20 protein-coding genes are annotated in these 22441 nt (G+C 70.3%); all 20 read left to right on the forward strand.

Annotated features, from left to right (window positions below):
• The first annotated feature begins 23 nt into the window (after positions 1-23).
• Positions 24-410 carry a DUF3040 domain-containing protein gene (locus ACWXWW_RS02930; RefSeq protein WP_271173274.1) on the forward strand — a complete coding sequence of 129 codons (387 nt, stop codon included), beginning with the start codon at positions 24-26 and terminating at the stop codon, positions 408-410.
• A gap of 251 nt (positions 411-661) precedes the next feature.
• Positions 662-1093, forward strand: coding sequence for a division/cell wall cluster transcriptional repressor MraZ (gene mraZ / locus ACWXWW_RS02935; protein ID WP_271173273.1), 432 nt, complete (start codon positions 662-664; stop codon positions 1091-1093).
• A 97-nt stretch (positions 1094-1190) separates the two neighbouring features.
• Positions 1191-2144 carry a 16S rRNA (cytosine(1402)-N(4))-methyltransferase RsmH gene (gene rsmH / locus ACWXWW_RS02940; protein ID WP_324011770.1) on the forward strand — a complete coding sequence of 318 codons (954 nt, stop codon included), beginning with the start codon at positions 1191-1193 and terminating at the stop codon, positions 2142-2144.
• Positions 2141-2740 carry a hypothetical protein gene (locus tag ACWXWW_RS02945; RefSeq protein WP_455968644.1) on the forward strand — a complete coding sequence of 200 codons (600 nt, stop codon included), beginning with the start codon at positions 2141-2143 and terminating at the stop codon, positions 2738-2740. The genes rsmH and ACWXWW_RS02945 overlap by 4 nt, the downstream gene beginning before the upstream one ends.
• A gap of 36 nt (positions 2741-2776) precedes the next feature.
• Complete coding sequence (locus ACWXWW_RS02950; protein WP_324011769.1) at positions 2777-4567, forward strand: peptidoglycan D,D-transpeptidase FtsI family protein; 1791 nt, start codon at positions 2777-2779, stop codon at positions 4565-4567.
• 28 nt (positions 4568-4595) lie between these two features.
• Complete coding sequence (locus tag ACWXWW_RS02955) at positions 4596-6008, forward strand: UDP-N-acetylmuramoyl-tripeptide--D-alanyl-D-alanine ligase (RefSeq protein WP_455968646.1); 1413 nt, start codon at positions 4596-4598, stop codon at positions 6006-6008.
• Entirely contained in the window at positions 6005-7117 is a 1113-nt protein-coding gene (gene mraY / locus ACWXWW_RS02960) for a phospho-N-acetylmuramoyl-pentapeptide-transferase (protein ID WP_271173268.1), read from the forward strand. The genes ACWXWW_RS02955 and mraY overlap by 4 nt, the downstream gene beginning before the upstream one ends.
• The gene (murD, locus tag ACWXWW_RS02965; RefSeq protein WP_455968648.1) at positions 7099-8670 is read left to right on the forward strand and encodes a UDP-N-acetylmuramoyl-L-alanine--D-glutamate ligase; all 1572 of its coding nucleotides are present in this window, start codon (positions 7099-7101) and stop codon (positions 8668-8670) included. The genes mraY and murD overlap by 19 nt, the downstream gene beginning before the upstream one ends.
• Complete coding sequence (gene ftsW, locus ACWXWW_RS02970; RefSeq protein ID WP_271173266.1) at positions 8636-9835, forward strand: putative lipid II flippase FtsW; 1200 nt, start codon at positions 8636-8638, stop codon at positions 9833-9835. The genes murD and ftsW overlap by 35 nt, the downstream gene beginning before the upstream one ends.
• A gap of 84 nt (positions 9836-9919) precedes the next feature.
• A complete protein-coding gene (locus ACWXWW_RS02975; RefSeq protein WP_282979236.1) occupies positions 9920-11005 on the forward strand; it encodes a UDP-N-acetylglucosamine--N-acetylmuramyl-(pentapeptide) pyrophosphoryl-undecaprenol N-acetylglucosamine transferase in 1086 nt (361 codons plus the stop codon).
• 50 nt (positions 11006-11055) lie between these two features.
• Positions 11056-12465, forward strand: a complete 1410-nt coding sequence (gene murC, locus ACWXWW_RS02980; protein ID WP_455968649.1) for a UDP-N-acetylmuramate--L-alanine ligase — start codon at positions 11056-11058, stop codon at positions 12463-12465.
• A gap of 5 nt (positions 12466-12470) precedes the next feature.
• Positions 12471-13547 (forward strand): FtsQ-type POTRA domain-containing protein, encoded by a 1077-nt coding sequence (locus tag ACWXWW_RS02985; RefSeq protein WP_455968650.1) that lies wholly within the window; start codon positions 12471-12473, stop codon positions 13545-13547.
• Between the two features lie 248 nt (positions 13548-13795).
• A complete protein-coding gene (gene ftsZ, locus ACWXWW_RS02990; protein WP_271173262.1) occupies positions 13796-14971 on the forward strand; it encodes a cell division protein FtsZ in 1176 nt (391 codons plus the stop codon).
• A 3-nt stretch (positions 14972-14974) separates the two neighbouring features.
• A complete protein-coding gene (locus ACWXWW_RS02995; protein WP_271173261.1) occupies positions 14975-15658 on the forward strand; it encodes a YggS family pyridoxal phosphate-dependent enzyme in 684 nt (227 codons plus the stop codon).
• Between the two features lie 34 nt (positions 15659-15692).
• The gene (locus tag ACWXWW_RS03000) at positions 15693-16196 is read left to right on the forward strand and encodes a cell division protein SepF (protein WP_271173260.1); all 504 of its coding nucleotides are present in this window, start codon (positions 15693-15695) and stop codon (positions 16194-16196) included.
• 37 nt (positions 16197-16233) lie between these two features.
• Entirely contained in the window at positions 16234-16536 is a 303-nt protein-coding gene (locus ACWXWW_RS03005; protein ID WP_271173259.1) for a YggT family protein, read from the forward strand.
• A 121-nt stretch (positions 16537-16657) separates the two neighbouring features.
• Entirely contained in the window at positions 16658-17290 is a 633-nt protein-coding gene (locus ACWXWW_RS03010) for a DivIVA domain-containing protein (RefSeq protein WP_455968651.1), read from the forward strand.
• An 8-nt stretch (positions 17291-17298) separates the two neighbouring features.
• The gene (gene lspA, locus ACWXWW_RS03015; RefSeq protein ID WP_455968652.1) at positions 17299-17889 is read left to right on the forward strand and encodes a signal peptidase II; all 591 of its coding nucleotides are present in this window, start codon (positions 17299-17301) and stop codon (positions 17887-17889) included.
• On the forward strand, positions 17886-18809 hold the full coding sequence (locus ACWXWW_RS03020) for an RluA family pseudouridine synthase (protein WP_421075308.1): 924 nt from the start codon (positions 17886-17888) through the stop codon (positions 18807-18809). The genes lspA and ACWXWW_RS03020 overlap by 4 nt, the downstream gene beginning before the upstream one ends.
• A gap of 78 nt (positions 18810-18887) precedes the next feature.
• The gene (dnaE, locus tag ACWXWW_RS03025) at positions 18888-22400 is read left to right on the forward strand and encodes a DNA polymerase III subunit alpha (RefSeq protein ID WP_271173255.1); all 3513 of its coding nucleotides are present in this window, start codon (positions 18888-18890) and stop codon (positions 22398-22400) included.
• Positions 22401-22441: the final 41 nt, after the last annotated feature.

A 22441-nucleotide genomic window follows, 5' to 3' on the forward strand; every position in this document is an offset into this window, starting at 1 on the left:
CAGTTTCACCCGAGGGGGACACCATGCCACTCTCCGAACAGGAGCAGCGCCTGCTGGACGAGATGGAACGCCATCTCATGCAGAACGACGCCGACGTCGTGAGCGCTTCGGCGAGCCGTGCGCTCAGCTATCGCAATCTCATCTACGGGGCCATCCTCGTGCTCGTCGGCCTCGCCGCCGTGATCGCGGGCATCGCCCTGTGGAACAGCATCCTGGCTCTCGGCATAGGACTCGGGGTCGCGGGCTTCGCCGCGATGGTCGGCGGGGTCGTGCTCGCCACGACGCCGGCCAAGGGCGACGACGCGCAGGGTCTCCCGCGCACGGGCACCGTGCCCGGCAAGCCGATGCAGGGTGCCTCCTTCATGGACCGCATGAACGATCGATGGGACCGCCGCCAGCAGGGCCGCTGAGCCCCACCGTCCTCCACACGAGAAGCGCCGACCTTCGGGTCGGCGCTTTTTCTGTGCCCGGCGATCGCCATCCGCTCCACCGGCCCTCCACTTGGCCTCCACTCTCCTCCACCGCGTTCTCCCTTGAGATCACGCGGCACTCCGACGCGCCGCATTCCTGAGAATGCGCAGATCTCCCTGGACAGTGGAGGGAAGTGGAGTAAAGTGGGGCGCACCTGAGTTGGCCGGAACGAAGGGGGGTGTGATGGCCGATGCTGTTGGGCACGCATACCCCCAAGCTCGACGACAAGGGCCGCGTCATCCTCCCCGCGAAGTTCCGCGAGGAGCTCGCCGGCGGGATCGTCGTGACGCGCGGACAGGAGCGCTGCCTGTACGTGTTCAGCACGGCGGAGTTCGAGCGGGTGCACGAGCGGATCCGCGAGGCTCCGCTCACGAACAAGCAGGCGCGCGATTTCATGCGCATGTTCCTGTCCGGTGCGAGTGCCGAGACCCCCGACGGTCAGAACCGGATCACCATCCCGTCCCACCTGCGCACCTACGCGGGCCTGGAGAAGGAGCTCGTCGTCACGGGTGTCGGGTCGCACGCCGAGATCTGGGACGCGGGCGCATGGAACGCGTACCTCGAGAGCAATGAAGAGAGCTACTCCGAACTGGAGGAGGAGGTGATCCCCGGACTGTTCTGACCCCGGTTGTGATCCCCACCCGCAGCCCTGAAGCCACTTCCCCGGCGGCAGGTCGAGCGGTTGGGAATCAGAGCCGGGGACGGATGAGGGAGACGACATGGGCATCCGCGACATCCACACCCCGGTGCTGCTGGAGCGCTGCGTCGAGCTGCTCGGCCCCGCGCTCGAGCGCGACGGCGCCGTGTACGTCGACGGCACGCTCGGCATGGGCGGCCACTCGGAGGCGTTCCTCGAGCGCTTCCCGGGGATCCGCCTCGTCGGCCTCGACCGCGACCCTGATGCGCTGCGCATCGCGGGGGAGCGGCTCGCGCGCTTCGCCGACCGGACGACGCTCGTCCACACGGTGTACGACGGCATCCGGGCGGCGCTCGACTCCGCCGGCTTCCCCCGCGCCGACGGCATCCTCTACGACCTCGGCGTCTCGTCGCTCCAGCTCGACGAGGCCGAGCGCGGCTTCGCCTACGCGCAGGACGCTCCGCTCGACATGCGGATGGATCCCACGGGCGGCATGACGGCAGCCGATGTCATCGCGACGTACGGCGAGGGCGACCTGCGCCGCATCTTCGAGCGGTACGGCGAGGAGAAGCTCGCCGGGCGCTACGCCCGCGCGATCATCGCCGCGCGGGCAGAGGCCCCCATCGAGCGCTCGGGACGGCTGGTCGACATCCTCCAGGACGCGACGCCGTCGGCGCTCAAGAACGCCGGGCACCCCGCGAAGCGCGTCTTCCAGGCGCTGCGGATCGAGGTCAACGGCGAGCTCGCCGCGCTCGAGCGGGCGATTCCGGCCGCGCTCGCGTCGCTCGCGGTGGGCGGACGGATGGTCGTGCTCTCGTACCAGTCGCTCGAGGACCGCTTCGTCAAGCGGCTGTTCGCGGAGGCCGTCAAGTCGAAGGCGCCGGCCGGCCTCCCGATGGAGATGCCCGAGCACGCCGCCGAGTTCCGCCTCCTCGTCCGCGGCGCCGAGCTCGCGAGCGACGCCGAGGCGGAGTCGAACCCCCGTGCCAAGCCGGTGCGCCTGCGCGCCATCGAACGAGTGAGGGATGTGCCATGAGCCTTGCCACCCAGAGCTCCGTGCTCGCGCCGCCCGCCCGGCGGCCTGTCGAGAAGCGCCGCCCCGACCTGCGCCCGGTCGAGGCCCCTGCCCGCCGCAGACGTCCGAAGCTGGCCTACGCCGTCGTCGCGGTGGTCGGCGCCGTGCTCATCGCGGTCGCGCAGATGGCGCTGTCGGTCATGACGACGCAGAGCACCTTCGAGATCGCGGCGCTCGACGCGCAGCAGCGCGAGCTGACGCTCGAGACGCAGGCGCTCTACGACGAGGTCGCGGGCCTCAGCTCGCCGCAGCACCTGGCCGAGCAGGCCGCGTCGCTCGGCATGGTCATCGACGCAGCTCCCAGCTACCTGCGTCTCAGCGACGGAGCCGTGATCGGCGGCGGCGCCGCGGCGGGCTCCGCCTCGGCCGTCGATGCGGCGGGCCGCGGAGCGGTCGGCAACGCGTTCCTCGCCGACACGCAGTCGGGCTCCGCCGAGGAGTCGGGGGATGAGGCACCCTCGAGCCAGACGGAGAAGAGCGACGAGAGGGCTCAGGAGGAGCAGCCGCAGCTGCCGCCCGCCGTGACTGACGGCCTGCCGAGCCCCACGACCCACTGATCCGACCCGCCGAAGCACGCGACACCAGGAGGCGAGATGCACGCGAAGGCCCGTCGAAGCGCGAGGCGCCGCACCGCCGTCGCCGGAGCCCTCGTCGCCGTCGTCGTGGCCGGCTTCGCCGTGCGCCTGGTCGACATCCAGGTGGTCAACGCGCAGGAGCACCTCGACAACCGCGCGGCCTACAGCGGCATCGCCTCGACGCAGACGCTGTACGGGACACGCGGCTCGATCGTCGACGCGAACGGAGCCGTGCTCGCGAGCAGCACGATGCAGTACGCCGCGCAGTTCAACCCGCAGAACGTGAAGGACCTCACGCGCGAGGACGAGGACGGCGAGGAGCACGTCGTCACGTGGGAGGAGAGCGCCGCCGCGATCGGCGAGATCGTCGGGATGAGCGGCGAGGACATCGAGAAGATCGTCTCGGACGCCCTCGCGGCGAACCCGGACTCGGAGTACGCGCCGCTCGGCAAGAAGCTGTCGACGGAGCAGTACCGGAAGATCCTCGCTCTCGGCCTGCCGTACATCCACTTCGAGCCGGTGCAGTCGCGTGCCTACCCGTACGGCGCCGTGGCCGGGAACCTCCTCGGGTTCGTCGGCACCGACGGCGAGCCCCTCGCGGGCTACGAGTCCGCGCAGAACGCGTGCCTCCAGGCCGAGAACGGCTCGCTGAGCTACCAGCAGGGATCGGACGGGCTCATCATCCCCGGCACGGAGACGACGAAGGCGCCCGTCGACGGCGGCACGCTGCAGCTCACGATCGACGCCGACCTCCAGTGGTACATGCAGCAGATGATCGCGGAGGAGACCCAGAACCAGGGTGCGCAGTCGGGCGCGGTCATGGTCGTCGAGGTGGCGACCGGCGCGGTCCGCGCGGCCGCGGAGTACCCCACGGTCGACCCCAACGACTTCGGCGCGAGCAAGGAGGACGACCGCTACTCGCGCATCTTCTCCCGCACGTTCGAGCCGGGTTCGACGTTCAAGGCCATCACCGCGGCGACGCTGCTCGACCAGGGCGCCGTGACCCCCTCCAGCTCCGTGACCGCCTCGGGGTTCGAGACCTTCCCGAACGGCGCGCGCGTCGGCGACTCGTTCTCGCACGGCACGTTCAACTACACCCTCACCGGCGCGCTCATCGACTCGTCGAACGTCGCGCTGTCGAAGTTCGGCGAGCTCGTCCCCGATGAGACGCGCTACGAGTACCTGCAGAAGTTCGGCGTCGGCACCCCCACCGACATCGGCTTCCCCGGGGAGGAATCCGGGCTGATCTACCCGCCCGATCAGTGGGGCCCGCAGGGCCACTACGCCACGACGTTCGGGCAGGCGTTCACGACGACGATGCCGCAGGTCGTCAACGCCTACCAGACCATCGCCAACGGCGGCGTGCGCGAGCCCCTCCACATCGTGGAGTCGTGCACGACGGCCGACGGCGAGGTCGAGAAGCCCGAGCTGAGCGACCCCGAGCGCGTGGTCAGCGAGGACGCGGCCGACACGACCATCCGCCTGCTCGAGAACGTCGCGACGCAGGGCACCCTCGCCGACCAGGTGGCCGTCGACGGCTACCGCATCGGCATCAAGACGGGCACCGCGCAGAAGAGCGACGGCAAGGGCGGATACAAGGCCGGCGTCTACTTCACGAGCATCGTCGGGGTGGTCCCCGCCGACGACCCCGAGTACATCGTGATGGTCACGCTCGACGAGCCGACGCGGGTAACATCGTCTGCGGCCACGGCTCCCGCCCTGCAGAAGGCGATGACGCAGGTCGTGAAGAACTACCGTGTGATGCCGTCTGAGACGACAGAAGAGCCGCTTCCCAAGTTCGCCGAATGACGCGCACCGCGCGGAGGATCTCCATTCCATGATCGCTTTGTCCCTTGCCGAGATCGCTGCCGCCGTCGGCGGAGAGCTGCGCCTGCACGGTGCCGACACTCCCGAGACGACGGTCGACGGGGTCGTCGACACCGACTCGCGGAACATCCGCGAGGGCGGCGTCTTCGTCGCCAAGCCCGGCGAGGCGACCGACGGGCACCTCTTCGTCGGGAAAGCGCTCGAGCAGGGCGCGGCACTCGCCCTCGTCGAGCGCGTCGTCGACGAGCCGATCACGCAGATCGTCGTGCCCGATGTCGTGGTCGCGATCGGCGAGCTCGCTCGCGAGGTCGTCGCCCGCGTGCGCGCCGCCGGCCGCCTCCAGGTCGTCGGGATCACCGGCTCGAACGGCAAGACGACGACCAAGAACATGCTCGCGACGATCCTGCGCGCAGAGGGCGAGACGGTCGCGCCCGTCGGCTCGTTCAACAACGCCGTCGGCGCCCCGCTCACGATGCTCCGCGTCACGCATGACACGCGCTTCCTCGTGTGCGAGTTCGGCGCCGACGCATCGGGGCAGATCGCGCGCCTCGCGGGGCTCGTGACGCCCGACGTGGGCGTCGTGCTCATGGTCGGGATGGCCCACGCGGGCGGATTCGGCGGAATCGAGGCGACGGTGAAGGCCAAGTCGGAGCTCGTCTCGGCCATCCGCGACGGCGGCACGGCCGTCCTGAACATCGACGACGCGCGAGTGGCGAGCATGGCCGGCATCGCGCGCGAGCGGGGCCTCGGCCTCCTCTGGTTCGGGGAGGGCGAGGGCGCCGACGTCCGCGCCTCCGACCTCCGTGTCACGGCGTCGGGCACGGATGCCGTGATCTCGGCGGGGGAGACCGCGCTTCCGCTCCACCTCCAGGTGCTCGGCAGCCACCACGTCAAGAACGCCCTCGCCGCGGCGACCGCGGCGACCGCGCTCGGGGTCTCGCTCGACGACGCGATCGCGCGCCTCGAGACCGTCGAGCTCGCCGAGCGCTGGCGCATGCAGGTCATGGGATCGGAGCGCGTGCGCATCATCAACGACGCCTACAACGCGAGTCCCGACTCGATGCAGGCCGCGCTGCGCACGCTCGCGCAGATCACGGGACCGGACGAGCGGATGGTCGCGGTGCTCGGCGCGATGAGCGAGCTGGGCGATTACGCCGTCGAGGAGCACAGCAAGATCGGCCTCCTCGCCGTGCGCCTGCGCATCCCGCGCATCGTCGTCGTCGGCCAGGACGCCCGGCCGCTCTATCTCGCGGCCGTGGCCGAGGGGTCGTGGAACGACGAGGCGGTCTTCTTCGAGGACGCCGAGGCGGCGTTCGCGTACCTCCAGGGCGAGCTGCGCGACGGCGACCGGGTGCTCGTGAAGTCGTCCAACTCGGCGGGACTCAGGTTCCTCGGCGATCGTCTGGGAGAATCGTTCTCGTGAGATCACTTCTGACGGCTGCGGCGATCTCACTGGCGTTCACGCTCTTCCTCACGCCCCTGTTCCTCCGCGCGTTCCGCCGCTGGGGCTGGGGACAGGTCATCCGCACCGACGGCGAGAACTTCAACGCGCCCAAGCACGAGCTGAAGCGCGGCACGCCCACGATGGGCGGCGTCGTCTTCATCGTCGGCACGATCGTCGGCTATCTCATCGGCGCGTACACGGGCTACAACCCGCCCACCGTCTCCGGCTGGCTCGTGCTCTGGATGATGGTCGGCTTCGGCGCCGTCGGGTTCATCGACGACTTCCTCAAGGTGCGCATGCAGCACTACGCGGGGCTGTCGGGCTGGAAGAAGATCGTCGGCCAGGTGCTCGTCGTCATCCCGTTCGGCATCGTGTCGCTGAACTTCGCCGACACCTACAACCTCACGCCGGGCAGCGCCTACGTGTCGTTCTTCCGCGACATCTCGGTGCTCTCCTTCATGGCGCTCGGCCCCGTACTCGGATGGATGCTCTACCTCGCCTGGCTCGCGCTGCTCGGCGTGGGCTTCTCGAACAGCGTGAACCTGACCGACGGCCTCGACGGGCTCGCGGCGGGGGCGGGCATCTTCGTCGTCGGGTCGTACAGCCTCATCGCGTTCTGGCAGTTCAATCAGTCGTGCTCGACGACCCAGCTGGCCGACGAGTACCTGCAGGCCTGCTACCAGGCGCGCGATCCGCTCGACCTCGCCATCGTCTCGGCCGCCTTCGTGGGCTCGCTCGTCGGATTCCTCTGGTGGAATGCGCCCAAGGCGAAGGTCTTCATGGGCGACGTCGGGTCGATGGCGATCGGCGGCGTCGTCGCGGCGCTCGCCATCCTCACCCGCACGGAGCTGCTGGGCGTGCTCATCGCCGGCCTCTTCGTGCTGTCGTCGGGCTCGGTCATCCTGCAGCGCCTGTACTTCAAGGCCACCAAGGGCAAGCGCCTCTTCCTCATGAGCCCGCTCCACCACCACTTCGAGCTGCGCGGATGGCCCGAGGTGACGATCGTGGTGCGGTTCTGGATCATCGCCGGCATGCTCGCTGTGAGCGGCGTCGGCCTCTTCTACGTCGAATGGCTCTCGAAGGTATGACGAACGAGCAGGACGCTCCGACCACCCGACTCGACGCTCTGACGAGCTGGCACGCGGACTGGAAGGGGCTGCGCGTCGCGGTGCTCGGCCTCTCGGTCACCGGCTTCTCCGTGGCCGACACCCTGGCCGAGCTGGGCGCCGAGGTGCTCGTCGTCACGGAGAGCGCGGCGGAGGAGTACGCGCGCCTGCTGCCGGTGATCGGCGCGCGCCTGTGGGAGGGTCCGCTCGACGTCGTCCCCGATGAGCTCGTCTCGTTCGCTCCCGAGGTCGTCGTCGCCTCACCCGGCTTCCCGCCGTCGCACCCCGTCATCCGGTGGGCCGACGAGGCGGGCGTCCCGCTCTGGGGCGACATCGAGCTCGCATGGCGCGTGCGCGACAAGGTCGTGCGGCCCGACGGCAGCCCCGCGGCCTGGGTCCTCATCACGGGCACGAACGGCAAGACGACGACCACGCGACTCGCGGCCACGATGATGGTCGAGGGCGGGCTGCGCGCCGCGCCCTGCGGCAACATCGGGGTGCCGGTGCTCGACGCCGTGCGCGACCCCGCGGGATTCGACGTGCTCGTCGTCGAGCTCTCGAGCCACCAGCTCTGGTACCTCGGCCGGAGCGCGGAGGCGGGCGCTCCCGTCCCGCACGCGTCGGTGTGCCTGAACCTCGCCGACGATCACCTCGAGTGGCACGGGTCGTTCGAGGCGTACCGTGACGCGAAGGCGGTCGTGTACCGCAACACGCGCGTCGCGTGCGTCTACAACAAGTCGGACGCGGCGACGCAGCGGATGGTCGAGGACGCGGATGTCGTGGAGGGAGCGCGCGCGATCGGCTTCGATCTCGGCGTCCCTGGCCCGAGCGACTTCGGCGTCGTGGACGGCATCCTCGTCGACCGCGCGTTCCTCGACGACCGGCGGACGTCGGCGCTCGAGCTCACGACCGTGGCCGACCTCGCGGAGGCCGGGCTCGCCGCGCCGCACGTCGTGGCGAACATCCTCGCCGCGTCGGCTCTCGCGCGCTCCCTGGATGTGCCGCCTGCGGCCATCCGCTCGTCGCTCGCGTCGTTCCGCCTCGACCCCCACCGGATCGAGGTCGTCGGCGTCGCCGACGGCGTGACGTGGGTGGACGACTCGAAGGCGACCAACCCGCACGCCGCCGCCTCGTCGCTCGCGGCCTACCCGGGAGCCGTGTGGGTCGTCGGCGGGCTCCTCAAGGGCGTCGACATCTCCGACCTCGTCGCCCAGCACGGCGCCCGCGTGCGCGCCGCGATCGTCATCGGCGTCGACCGCTCGGCGGTGCGCGACGCGTTCGAGCGACACGCGCCGGCGGTGCCGCTCTTGGAGGTCGACGACGCGGACACTGAAGACGTCATGGCGCGGGTCGTGGAGCTCGCCGCAGGGGTCGCCGTCGCAGGCGACACGGTGCTCCTGGCACCGGCGGCGGCGTCGTTCGACCAGTTCCGCAGCTATGGCGACCGCGGGGAGCGCTTCGCCGCCGCGGTGAGGGAGCGTCTGGGGAAGGGGACCGAGGATGGCCCGCACGACGACGATCCCGAAGGCCGCTGAGTCCGAGCGCCGCGCGCTCTCGGCACGGGTCTCGCTCGGCGCGGCCTTCAAGCCGGTTCCGCTCGAGTTCCTCCTCATCGCCTCCGCGGCGCTGCTGCTGACGATCTTCGGCATCCTCATGGTGTTCTCGGCCACGACCGTGACGTCGATGCAGGCGCAGAACAACCCGTACAACGACGGGGCGAAGCACGCGGTCTTCGCGGCGGTCGGCGTCCCGCTCATGTTCATCGTGAGCCGGTTCTCCATGGCATGGCTCAAGCGGCTGGCCTGGCCCGCGCTCATCGGGGCGATCCTCCTGCAGCTGCTCGTGTTCACGCCGCTCGGCATGGAGAACGGCGGAAACCGCAACTGGCTCAACTTCGGCTTCATGTCGGTGCAGCCGTCGGAGTTCATCAAGCTCGGCCTCGCGATCTGGTGCGCCTTCATGCTCGACCGGAAGAAGGCGGTCCTCGGGAAGTGGAAGCACGTCCTCATCCCGCTCGGCCCGGTCGCGGTGCTCGCGATGGGAACGGTCATGGCGGGCAAGGACCTCGGCACGGTCATGGTCATCGCGCTCGTCGTGCTCGGCGCGCTGTTCTTCTCGGGTGTGAAGCTCCGCTTCTTCATCGCCCCCGTGCTCGCCGCCGTGGCCGCGGTGGCGGCGTTCGCGATCGCGAGCCCCAACCGCATGCTGCGCATCATGAGCGTGCTCGACCAGAGCTGCCTCGACCGCTACCTCAACGAGTGCTATCAGCCGCTGCACGGCATCTGGGGACTCGCGAGCGGCGGCTTCCTCGGGCTCGGCCTCGGCAACTCCAAGGAGAAGTACGACTGGCTCCCCGCGGCCGCGGACGACTACATCTTCGCGATCGTCGGCGAGGAGCTCGGACTCCTCGGCTGCATCGCCGTTCTCGCGCTGTTCCTGGTGTTCGCGCTGGGCGCGTTCCGCATCGTGAGTCGCGCCGATGACCTGTTCGTGCGCGTCGTGGCGGGCGCACTCGGCGTCTGGATCATCGGCCAGGCGCTCATCAACATCGGCGTCGTGCTGAGGGTCTTCCCCGCGCTGGGCGTCCCATTGCCGTTCCTGTCATCGGGAGGCTCCTCGCTCATCGCGGTGCTCCTCGCGTCGGGTGTGCTCCTCGCGTGCGCGCGCACCCTGCCCGACCGGCCGGCGCGCCGCGCCTGACCCGCGCCATCCGGCCGGCGCCGTGACATGCCCGTCCGCGCGGTCGTGCCCGGGCGCGCGCTGCGCGCATGGGAGGATCGAGGGGTGACGACGTACCTCCTCGCCGGCGGCGGGACCGCCGGCCATGTGAACCCGCTTCTCGCTGTCGCCGACGGGCTCCGCGCCCGCAGCGCGTCCGACGAGGTCCTCGTCCTCGGCACGCGCGAGGGGCTCGAGTCGCGACTCGTGCCGGAGCGCGGCTACGAGCTGCTCGTCGTCGACAAGGTGCCCTTCCCGCGTCGGCCGAACGGGTACGCGCTCCGCTTCCCGGCGAAGTGGCGGAAGGCCGTCGCCGACGTGCGACGTCACATCCGCGAGCGCGGTGTCGACGTCGTCCTCGGCGTCGGGGGCTATGCGGCAGCGCCCGCGTACGTCGCCGCACGGAAGGAGGGCGTGCCCTACGTCGTCCACGAGGCCAACGCCCGCCCGGGTCTCGCGAACGTCCTCGGAGCCCGCGGCGCCGCGCACGTCGGCGTCGCATTCGAGGGCACGCCGCTCAAGCGCGGCGAGGTCGTGGGCATGCCGCTGCGCCCCGAGATCGTGAACCTCGACCGGGCTGCCGCGCGCGAGGAGGCCGCAGCGCACTTCGGCCTCGACCCCGACCGGCCCACCCTGCTCGTCTTCGGCGGGTCGCTCGGCGCGCGCCGCCTCAACGAGGCGATCGGCGCGTCGTGGCAGGAGATACTCGACACCGGATGGCAGCTGCTGCACGTCACGGGGGAGAAGTCCGACCTGGTCGACCCCGGCGTCGCCGGATACGCGGTCCGCCGCTACGTGGACCGGATGGACCTTGCGTTCGCCCTCGCCGACCTCATCGTGTCGCGCTCCGGCGCCTCGACGGTGAGCGAGGTCAGCGCGCTCGGCATCCCCGCGGTCTACGTGCCGTATGCCGTGGGCAACGGCGAGCAGCGGCTCAACGCGGCATCCGCGGTCGACGCGGGCGCCGCCATCCTCATCGACGACGCCGATTTCACTCCCGAGAAGGTGCGCACCGACATCCTGCCGCTCCTGCAGCGCTCGGACCTCCTCGAGCGGATGGCCGCGGCGGCCGACGGGGCCGGCACGCGTCGCGGGACCGAGAACGTCATCGCGCACCTCGACCGGGCCCTCGCGGAGCGGCCCCGGGCATGACAGCGCGCCGTGAGCCCGATGCCAGGCGCGCGGCTTAGACTCGACGGGCCATGATCAAGCCCGACCTCTCCGTCCCCATCCCCGAGCGCATCGGCGCCGTGCACTTCATCGGCATCGGCGGCTCGGGCATCTCGGGCCTCGCCCGCATGTTCCTCGCCGCCGGCATCCCCGTCTCGGGGTCCGACCGGTCGGAGAGCCAGAACACGCGCGATCTCGCCGAGCTCGGCGCCACGGTGCACATCGGCCACGACGCCGCCAACCTCGGCGACGTCGACACCGTGGTCTACACGGGCGCGATCTGGCCCGAGAACCCCGAGTTCCTCGCGGCGAAGGAGCGCGGCCTCGCCGTCATCCACCGCTCGCAGGCTCTGCACTACCTCATCGGCGGGCGCCGCCTCGTGTCCGTCGCCGGCGCACACGGCAAGACGACCTCGACGGGCATGATCGTGACCGCCCTGCGCGCGCTCGACGCCGACCCGAGCTACGTCAACGGCGGCGTCATCCAGCAGGTCGGCGCCTCGAGCGGCGTCGGCTCCGATGACCTCTTCGTGATCGAGGCCGACGAGTCGGACGGGACGTTCCTCCTCTACGACACCTCGGTCGCGCTCATCACCAACGTCGACGCCGACCACCTCGACCACTACGGCTCGCACGAGGCCTTCGACGACGCGTTCGTGCGCTTCGCGGACGAGGCGCGCGAGGCCGTCGTCATCTCGTCCGACGACCCCGGCGCCCAGCGCGTCGCGGCGCGACTGCGCCACGAGAACGTCGTGACGTTCGGCGAGGCCGAGTCGGCCAGCGTGCGCGTCGTCGACATCGAGACCGACGGGCCCGTCGGCTTCACGCTCGTCCACGGCGAGGAGCGCGTCTCGGGCCGCCTCGGCGTGCCCGGCCGCCACAACGCGATCAACGCGGCCGGAGCCGTCGCGGTCCTCCTCACGCTCGGATACGACCTCGAACCCGCGGTGCGCGCGGTCGAGACGTTCGGCGGCACCGTGCGCCGATTCGAGCTGCACGGCGTCGAGCGCGGGGTGAGCGTGTACGACGACTACGCGCATCACCCGACCGAGGTCGCCGCCGCGCTGTCGGCCGCGCGCACCGTGGTGGGCGAGGGGCGGATCATCGCGCTCCACCAGCCGCACACCTACTCGCGCACGAAGCTCATGGCGGGCGAGTTCGCCAGAGTCCTCGAGGAGCTCGCCGATCACACCGTCGTGCTCGACGTGTACGGCGCCCGCGAAGATCCGATCCCCGGCGTCACGGGCGAGCTCGTGAGCGGCGCGTTCGACGACCCGTCGCGCGTGCACTTCGTCGCGGACTGGCAGCAGGCGGCCGACTACACGGCGTCCGTGGCCCGCGAGGGCGACTACGTCATCACCCTCGGCTGCGGTGACGTGTACCGGATCATCCCGCAGGTGCTCGACTCCCTCGCGAGCTCGGACGCCCGCGCAGCAGGCTAGGCGCCATGCGGCGACCGGGACCCCTCCCACCCTCCTCCGGCACGGAGGAGGACGCGTCGGCTCACGACGAGGAGCGCCGGCTCGCCGAACGGCGTTCGGCGATGGAGCGGCTCGGCATCGGCGAGCCCGTCTCCGAGAACCGCGCTTCGAGCGCACCTGCCGGCGATCACGTCGACACGGCCCCGATCGTGCAGATCCGCTCGGGCGGTTCAGCCGAGCCGGGTGACGGCGGTCGTGCGGAGGAGCGGTCTCGGCCGGGCGCACGCGGCGCCGACGACGAGGCGAAGGGCAGTTCGTCGGGCCGCGCGGACGACGACCGGGTCGGATGGCGCGGCGTCTGGCGCGCTGCGCGCGCACGCCGGAAGGCCCTCCGCGCGGAGGTGCGCCGGTTCACGGTGCGCGCGCGGCGGCGCCGTCTCGCGTGGCTGATCGGGATCGGCTCGGTGCTGCTCCTCGTCGTCGGGAGCGTCGGAGCGGCGTACAGCCCGCTCTTCGCGGTCGAGGAGATCTCGATCGAGGGTGCCGAGCAGCTCGATGCCGCGGCGGTCGAGTCCGCGCTGGCCGACCAGCTCGGCGAGCCGCTGCCCCTCGTCGACGCGAGCGCGGTGAAAGCCGCGCTCGTGGCGTTCCCGCTCATCGAGACCTACACCCTCGAGGCGCACCCGCCGCACGATCTCGTCATCCGCGTCGTCGAGCGCACGCCGGTCGGCGTGGTCGAGTCGGAGGCCGGCTTCACGACGGTCGACGCTGCGGGCGTCGTGCTCGCCACGGCGGGGGAGCGACCGGCCGGGCTGCCCCTCATCCAGGTGGAGGGCGGGACAGGCGCCGACGCGTTCCGCGCGGTCGGCCAGGTGCTCCGCTCCCTGCCGGAGGACCTCCGCGCGCGCGTCACGGGAGCGGGAGCGACGTCGCCCGAGGACGTGACCCTCACGCTCGGCGATGGCGGCCCGCAGGTCATCTGGGGGAGCGTCGACGACACGTCCGAGAAGGTCTCGACACTCCAGGGAGCGCTCAAGGGCGCCCTGGCCGAGGGGGCGACCGTCTACGACGTCTCCGCACCCGGCACCATCATCGTGCGCTGACAACCTCGGACCGTGTCTCACGACGGCACGTTATGGGCGTCGAAATCCGTGCCGAAGTGAGACATGCGAGCAGGGGGCGGGGCATTCCGGGAATTTCTCCCGACACGCCCGCATCCATTGCGCGCGTGGCGCCCGCGCCGCACGTAGCGTCGAGCACGAAAGAAATACATACCGGGCAATACTTTAACCCTCTACTTGAACGTGAAGGTTGAGGCCCGGTGAAGCCTGGGGTCGATACGGAGGCCGGCATGAGCCAGAACCAGAACTACCTCGCCGTGATCAAGGTCGTCGGCGTCGGCGGCGGTGGCGTCAACGCGGTGAACCGCATGATCGAACTCGGGCTTCGCGGCGTCGAGTTCATCGCGGTCAACACGGATGCGCAGGCGCTGCTCATGAGCGACGCCGACGTCAAGCTCGACGTCGGCCGCGAGCTGACGCGAGGGCTCGGCGCGGGCGCCGACCCCGAGGTCGGGCGCCGCGCGGCGGAGGACCACGCGGAGGAGATCGAGCAGGCGCTCGCGGGCGCCGACATGGTGTTCGTCACGGCAGGCGAGGGCGGCGGCACCGGCACGGGCGGCGCGCCCGTCGTCGCGCGCATCGCGAAGTCGATCGGCGCGCTCACGATCGGCGTCGTCACGAAGCCCTTCTCCTTCGAGGGCCGCCGCCGGCAGAACCAGGCGGAGCTCGGCGTCGCGACCCTGAAGGAAGAGGTCGACACGCTCATCGTCGTGCCGAACGACCGTCTCCTCGAGATCAGCGACCGCGGCATCTCCATGGTCGAGGCGTTCGCGACGGCCGACCAGGTGCTCCTCGCGGGTGTTCAGGGCATCACCGACCTCATCACGACGCCGGGTCTCATCAACCTCGACTTCGCCGACGTCAAGTCGGTCATGCAGGGGGCCGGTTCCGCCCTCATGGGCATCGGCTCCGCGCGCGGAGCCGACCGGGCGATCAAGGCGGCGGAGCTCGCCGTCGAATCGCCCCTGCTCGAGGCGTCGATCGAGGGTGCGCACGGCGTGCTGCTGTCGATCCAGGGCGGGTCGAACCTCGGCATCTTCGAGATCAACGACGCCGCGCAGCTCGTCAAGGAGGCCGCGCACCCCGAGGCCAACATCATCTTCGGAACGGTCATCGACGACACCCTCGGCGACGAGGTGCGCGTCACGGTCATCGCGGCCGGGTTCGACAGCGGCGAGCCGCAGCCGCGCGTCGAGGTCCCCGCGTTCGGCGGGCGCGTCGAGCCGCAGAAGCCCGCGTCGCTCCCGACCGTCGTGAAGACCGAGGAGAAGCCCGCGGCCGAGACGTCGCGTGCCGAGCGCGAGCCCGTCAGCGTCGGCGCGACGAACCCGGTCCTGCCCGACTCGAGCGGGTTCGACTCGGCGTTCGGCGACGACGACCTCGACATCCCCGACTTCCTGAAGTAGGCCGTGTCGGGCCTCGCCGAGCGTCTGGCGGCCGTCGACGCTCAGATCGCTGATGCCGCACGCGCGGCGGGGCGCGACGCCGGGGAGATCACCCGGATCGTCGTGACGAAGTTCCATCCCGCCGCGCTCGTGCGCGAGCTGCACGGGCTCGGGGTCGTCGACGTCGGCGAGAACCGCCAGCAGGAGCTCGTCGCGAAGGCGGAGGAGCTCGCGCCCCTCGGCCTGCGCTGGCACTTCATCGGCCAGCTGCAGACGAAGAAGGCGCGAGCGGTTCGCCGGGTCGCCTCGGCCGTGCACTCGGTCGACCGTGATCGGCTCGTCGACGCGCTCGAGGCTGCGGCCGAGCCGGGGGAGAGCCCGCTCGACGTGCTCGTGCAGATCAACCTCACCGACGACCCCGCCCGCGGGGGCGTCGCGCCGGATGGCATCGAGGCGCTCGCCGAGCGGATCGCCGCGGCGCCGTCGCTCGCCCTCAGGGGCGTCATGGCCGTCGCGCCGCTCGGAGAGGCCCCTGCTGCCGCGTTCGAGCGACTCGCGGGCTACGCCGCGCGCGTGCGCTCGGTGGAGCCGCACGCGACCTGGATCTCCGCCGGCATGTCGGCGGATCTCGTCGAGGCGATCGCCTGCGGCGCGACACACCTGCGGATCGGATCCGCAATCACGGGCCCGCGCGACGCGCGGGGTTAGCCTCGGACAAGACGCGAACACAACGGAGGACGCCATGGCGAACCCGCTCAAGAAGACGATGGTCTACCTCGGCCTCGCCGACGAGGAAGAGTACGAGGAAGAGGCCGCGGCGCAGTCCCGCACGCCGCGCGAAGAGCGCATCGTGCGCGAAGAGCGTCCGCACCGAGAGGAGAAGCTCATCGAAGAGGCAGCTCCCGCGCCCGTCACGCCGCTGCGTCGCCCCGCCGTGGTGCGCCAGCCCGCGTCCGGCGCGGTCAACGAGATCGTCACGGTCCACCCCAAGCAGTACCGCGACGCTCAGACCATCGCCGAGCACTTCCGCGACGGCATCCCCGTGATCATCAACCTCTCGCAGATGAGCGACGCCGACGCGCGCCGCCTCATCGACTTCGCGAGCGGCCTCTCGCTCGGCCTGTACGGCCGCATCGAGCGCGTCACGAGCAAGGTCTTCCTGCTGTCGCCGGAGAACATCGCCGTCTCGGGCGACGGGGCGATCGCGCACGCCGACATCGAGTCGGCGCCGTTCGCGCAGTCGTGACGGCCCCGCACAGCCGAATCGGGCAGAATCGTACGCTGTGAGCGCACTCGGACTCATCGCGTCGATCCTGAACTTCGCACTGCTGCTGTACATCTTCGTGCTCTTCGGGCGCCTCATCCTGGAGTACATCCCGATGTTCAACCGCGAGTGGCGTCCCAAGGGAGCGGTGCTCGTGCTCGCGGAGATCGCGTACACGCTCACCGACCCTCCGATCAAGATGTTCCGGCGAGTCATCCCCCCGCTTCGCGTCGGCGGGATCGCGATCGACTTCGCGTTCGCGCTCACGATGCTGCTCTGCTTCATCCTGCTGTCGGTGACGCGGACCCTCACCTATCTCTGACCCCTCCCCGGGTCGCGGCTCGGCAACGCCCATGAGCGGCGGTTATGCTGTCAGACACGGACACGTGCCAGGTTCGTTCCCGGCCGCCGACCGAGTACTCATCGAAAGAGGAGCCAAAACCATGGCATTGACCCCGGATGACGTCGTCACCAAGCAGTTCCAGCACGTCCGGTTCAAGGAGGGCTTCGACCCGGACGAGGTCGACGACTTCCTGGATGAGATCGTCGTCGAGTGGCGCAAGACCATCGAGGAGAACGAGCAGCTGAAGGCGAAGCTCGCTCAGTACGAGTCGGGCGAGGCCGCTCCGGCTCCTGCCGCCGCCGAGTCTCCCGCCGCCGAGGCCGCTCCGGCCCCTGCCGCCGAGGCGCCCGCCGCTCCGGCCCCCGCGCAGGAGGCTCCGGCCGCTGCTCCCGCCGTGTCGTCGACCGCCACGAGCGCCGCGAGCATCATCGAGCGCGCGCAGCGCCTGCACGACGAGCACGTCGCCGAGGGTCAGGCCACGGCCGAGCAGATCGTCAGCGAGGCGAACACCAAGGCGAGCCAGATCGTCTCGGAGGCCGAGGCCAAGCAGCGTGAGATCCACGCGAAGCTCGAGAGCGAGCGCAAGACGCTCGAGGGCCGCATCACGGAGCTCCGCCAGTTCGAGCGCGACTACCGTCAGCAGCTGCGCACGTACTTCGAGACCAAGCTCAAGGACCTCGACTCGTCGGCCACGCCCGCGAGCTCGACCCCGGTCTCGGCAATCGGTCTGTAAAGCCCGTCTTGTCGGGCCGACCCCCTCTGCGTGCGGCGGCGGCCGGTACGACGATCGCGATCCTCGCGGTCGTCGTGCTGGCCGCCGACCAGTTCAGCAAGCAGCTCGCCATCCAGAGCCTCGACCCCGGGCGCACGGTTCCCGTCGTCGGCGACGCTCTGCAGTGGCACCTCGTCTACAACCCGGGTGCGGCGTTCTCCCTCGGTGAGGGCGTGACCTGGGTCTTCACCCTCGCCATGGCGCTCGTCGCGTCGGCGATCGTCTGGCTCGCGATCACGCGCATCCGCTCGCGGCTCTGGGCGGTCGTGCTCGGCCTGCTGCTCGGCGGCGTGCTCGGCAACCTCGTCGACCGGGTGTTCCGGGAGCCCGGGTTCGCCGTGGGCCACGTGGTCGACTTCATCCTGACGCCCTGGATGTGGTTCTGGACCACTCCCGCGATCTACAACGTCGCCGACATCTTCATCGTATCGATGATGATCTCGGTCGCGCTGCTCACTCTCGTCGGCATCCGCTTCGACGGCTCGCGCGAGAAGGACCGCGCCGTCGCCGAGGGCGCGCATCCGGATGACGAGGGCGCCGACGCAGGACGGCACGCGTGAGCCAGTCCCGGCGGCTGCCGATCCCCGACGGGCTCGAGGGGACGCGCGTGGACGCGGCTCTGGCGAAGATGCTCGGCTTCTCGCGGACCTTCGCCGCCGAGGTCGCCGAGTCCGGCGGCGTGCAGGTCGACGGCGTCACGGTCGGCAAGTCCGACCGCGTCTCGGCCGGCTCCTGGATCGACGTCGAGTGGCAGCCGAAGGAGGAGCCGCGGGTCGTGCCGGTCGAGGTGCCCGAGCTGGGCATCGTCCACCAGGACGACGACATCGTCGTCGTCGACAAGCCCTCGGGAGTGGCGGCGCATCCCTCCCTCGGCTGGGAGGGGCCGACCGTGCTGGGCGCCCTTCTGGCCGCGGGCGTGCGCGTCGCGACGACGGGCGCCGCGGAGCGCCAGGGCATCGTGCATCGCCTCGACGTCGGCACGAGCGGGCTCATGGTCGTGGCGAAGACCGAGCGCGCCTACACGCTGCTCAAGCGCGCGTTCAAGGAGCGCACGGTCGACAAGATCTACCACGCGGTCGTGCAGGGCCACCCCGACCCGCTGACCGGGACGATCGACGCGCCGATCGGCCGCCATCCGAGCCATTCGTGGAAGTTCGCCGTCACTCCGGACGGCAAGGACTCCATCACGCACTACGAGACCATCGAGGCGTTCCCCGGCGCCTCGCTTCTCGAGATCCACCTCGAGACGGGCCGCACGCACCAGATCCGCGTGCACATGGCGGCGCACCGCCATCCCTGCGTCGGCGACCCCCTCTACGGCGCGGATCCGACGCTCTCGGCGCGCCTCGGACTCACGCGCCAGTGGCTGCACGCGCATGAGCTCGCGTTCGCGCATCCCGGATCGGGGGAGTGGGTGCAGTTCACCTCGGAGTACCCCGCGGATCTCGCCCACGCGCTCGCGGTCCTCCGCGGCGAGTAGCGCCGTCGCCCGCCCTCGGGCGGCGCGCGCCCGACACGCCCCCGGCTCCGTGTCGGACGCCGAACGTAGACTCGAGGCATGGCGTCTGATTCCTTCGTCCACCTCCACGTGCACAGCGAGTACTCGATGCTCGACGGGGCGGCGAAGCTCTCGGCGATGACGCAGGCGGCGGCCGACTACGGCATGCCGGCGATCGCGGTCACCGACCACGGCAACACGTTCGCGGCGTTCGAGTTCTACAAGGCCGCCAAGGCCTCGGGCGTGAAGCCGATCATCGGACTCGAGGCCTACGTCACGCCCGGAACGCACCGCAGCGACAAGTCGCGCGTGCAGTGGGGCTCGCCCGATCAGAAGAGCGACGACGTGTCGGGCTCCGGCGCGTACACGCATATGACGCTGTTCAGCGAGACGACGCAGGGCATGCACAACCTGTTCCGTCTCAGCTCGCTGTCGAGCATCGAGGGCTACTACTTCAAGCCCCGCATGGACCGCGAGCTGCTGCAGACGTACGGCAAGGGCCTCATCGCCACGACCGGATGTCCGTCGGGCGAGATCCAGACGCGCCTGCGCCTCGGGCAGTACGACGCCGCGCGCGCGGCCGCCGCCGAGTTCCAGGACATCTTCGGCAAGGAGAACTACTTCGCCGAGATCATGGATCACGGCCTCTCCATCGAGCGCCGGATCATGAGCGACCTCCTGCGTCTCGCGAAGGACCTCGGCATCCCGCTCGTCGCGACGAACGACTCGCACTACACGCACCAGCACGAGGCCGATGCGCACGCGGCGCTCCTCTGCGTGCAGTCCGGCTCGACGCTCGACGACCCCAACCGCTTCAAGTTCGACGGCGACGGCTACTACGTCAAGACCGCGCAGGAGATGCGCCAGCTCTTCCGCGACCATCCGGAGGCGTGCGACAACACGCTGCTCATCGCCGAGCGCTGCAACGTCGAGTTCAACACGTCGGCGAACTACATGCCGCGCTTTCCGGTGCCCGAGGGAGAGACCGAGGAGAGCTGGTTCGTGAAGGAGGTCGAGAAGGGCCTCCACTACCGGTACCCGAACGGCGTCCCGGAGGCGTCGCGCAAGCAGGCCGAGTACGAGATCGGCATCATCACCCAGATGGGGTTCCCCGGCTACTTCCTCGTCGTCGCCGACTTCATCAACTGGGCGAAGGACAACGGCATCCGCGTCGGTCCGGGCCGCGGCTCGGGCGCCGGCTCGATGGCCGCCTACGCGATGCGCATCACCGACCTCGACCCGCTCGAGCACGGACTCATCTTCGAGCGCTTCCTCAACCCCGACCGCGTCTCGATGCCCGACTTCGACGTCGACTTCGACGACCGCCGCCGTGGCGAGGTGATCGACTACGTCACCGAGAAGTACGGCTCCGAGCGCGTCGCGCAGATCGTCACGTACGGCACGATCAAGTCCAAGCAGGCGCTGAAGGACGCCGGCCGCGTGCTCGGCTTCCCGTTCAGCATGGGCGAGAAGCTCACGAAGGCCATGCCTCCGGCCGTGATGGGCAAGGACATGCCGCTCGACGGGATGTTCAACCCCGAGCACCCGCGCTACAAGGAGGCGAGCGAGTTCCGGACGGTCATCGAGACCGATCCCGAGGCGCGCACGGTCTTCGACCGCGCGGTCGGCCTCGAGGGCCTGAAGCGCCAGTGGGGCGTGCACGCGGCCGGCGTCATCATGTCGAGCGAGCCGCTCATCGACATCATCCCGATCATGCGCCGCGAGCAGGACGGCCAGATCGTCACGCAGTTCGACTACCCCGCGTGCGAGTCTCTGGGCCTCATCAAGATGGACTTCCTGGGGCTCCGGAACCTCACGATCCTCTCGGACGCGCTCGACAACATCCGCACCAACCGCGGCGAGGAGGTCGACCTCGAGCACCTGCCGCTCGACGACCGCGGTGCCTACGATCTGCTCTCCCGGGGCGACACGCTCGGCGTCTTCCAGCTCGACGGCGGCCCCATGCGCTCCCTTCTGCGGCTCATGAAGCCCGACAACTTCGAGGACATCTCGGCCGTCATCGCCCTGTACCGACCGGGCCCCATGGGCGCGAACTCGCACACGAACTACGCGCTCCGCAAGAACGGGCAGCAGGAGATCACGCCGATCCACCCCGAGCTCGAGGAGCCGCTGCGCGAGATCCTCGACACGACCTACGGCCTCATCATCTACCAGGAGCAGGTGATGGCCATCGCCCAGAAGGTCGCGGGCTTCAGCCTCGGCCAGGCCGACATCCTCCGGCGCGCGATGGGCAAGAAGAAGAAGTCCGAGCTCGACAAGCAGTACGAGGGCTTCTCGAACGGCATGAAGGAGCGCGGGTTCGGCGAGGGCGCGATCAAGGCCCTCTGGGACATCCTGCTGCCCTTCTCGGACTACGCGTTCAACAAGGCGCACTCGGCCGCGTACGGCGTCGTCTCGTACTGGACCGCGTACCTCAAGGCGCACTATCCCGCCGAGTACATGGCGGCGGTGCTCACGAGCGTCGGCGACTCGCGCGACAAGCTCGCGATGTACCTGAACGAGTGCCGTCGGATGGGCATCCACGTGCTGCCGCCGGATGTCTCCGAGTCGATCGGCTTCTTCGCGGCCGTCGGCGACGACATCCGCTTCGGCCTCGGCGCGATCCGCAACGTCGGGTCGAACGTCGTGGACGGCATCATCGCCGCGCGCGAGGAGGGCCCCTACACCGACTTCCACGACTTCCTCCGCCGAGTGCCGATGCACGTCGCGAACAAGCGCACGGTCGAGTCGCTCATCAAGGCGGGCGCCTTCGACACGATGGGCTCGACGCGGCGCGCGCTGCTCGAGATCCACGAGCAGGCGGTCGAGTCCGCGGTCACCGACAAGCGCAATGCGGCGGGCGGCGCGATCGGATTCGACTTCGACAGCCTGTGGGATGAGCCAGAGGCCGTGCAGAAGGTGCCGGACCGCCCCGAGTGGACGAAGAAGGACAAGCTCGCCTTCGAGCGCGAGATGCTCGGGCTCTACGTGTCCGACCATCCGCTCGCGGGCCTCGAGGTGCCGCTCGCGAAGCACCGGTCGATCACGATCAGCGACCTGCTCGCCTCCGAGGACCTGCAGGATGGCGACCAGGTGACCGTCGCGGGGCTCGTCACGAGTGCGCAGCACCGCGTCGCGAAGTCGAGCGGAAACCCCTACGGCATGATCACCGTCGAGGACTTCGACGGCGAGGTCACGGTCATGTTCATGGGCAAGACGTACACGGAGTTCCAGCCGATCCTGCAGCAGGACTCGGTGCTGGCCGTGCGGGGCCGCGTGTCGCGACGCGACGACGGGCTGAACATCCACGCGCAGATGGCCTTCGTGCCCGACGTGGGCGCGCTCGAGGTGTCGGGGCCGCTCACGCTGCTCCTTCCCGAGCAGCGTGCAACCGAGCGCGTCGCGCAGGACCTCGCGGAGGTCCTGCGGCGCCACCGCGGCGAGACCGAGGTGCGCCTGAAGATGCACCGCGGGCGCACGGCGAAGGTGTTCGAGATCCCGATGCCCGTCTCGATCACGGCCGAGCTCTTCGGCGACCTCAAGGCGCTCCTCGGGCCGCAGTGCATCGCGTGAGCGACCGCCCGGCGGGCAGGGGAGTCGTGCCCGCGGCCGCG

Source organism: Microbacterium sp. KNMS (assembly GCF_053851835.1).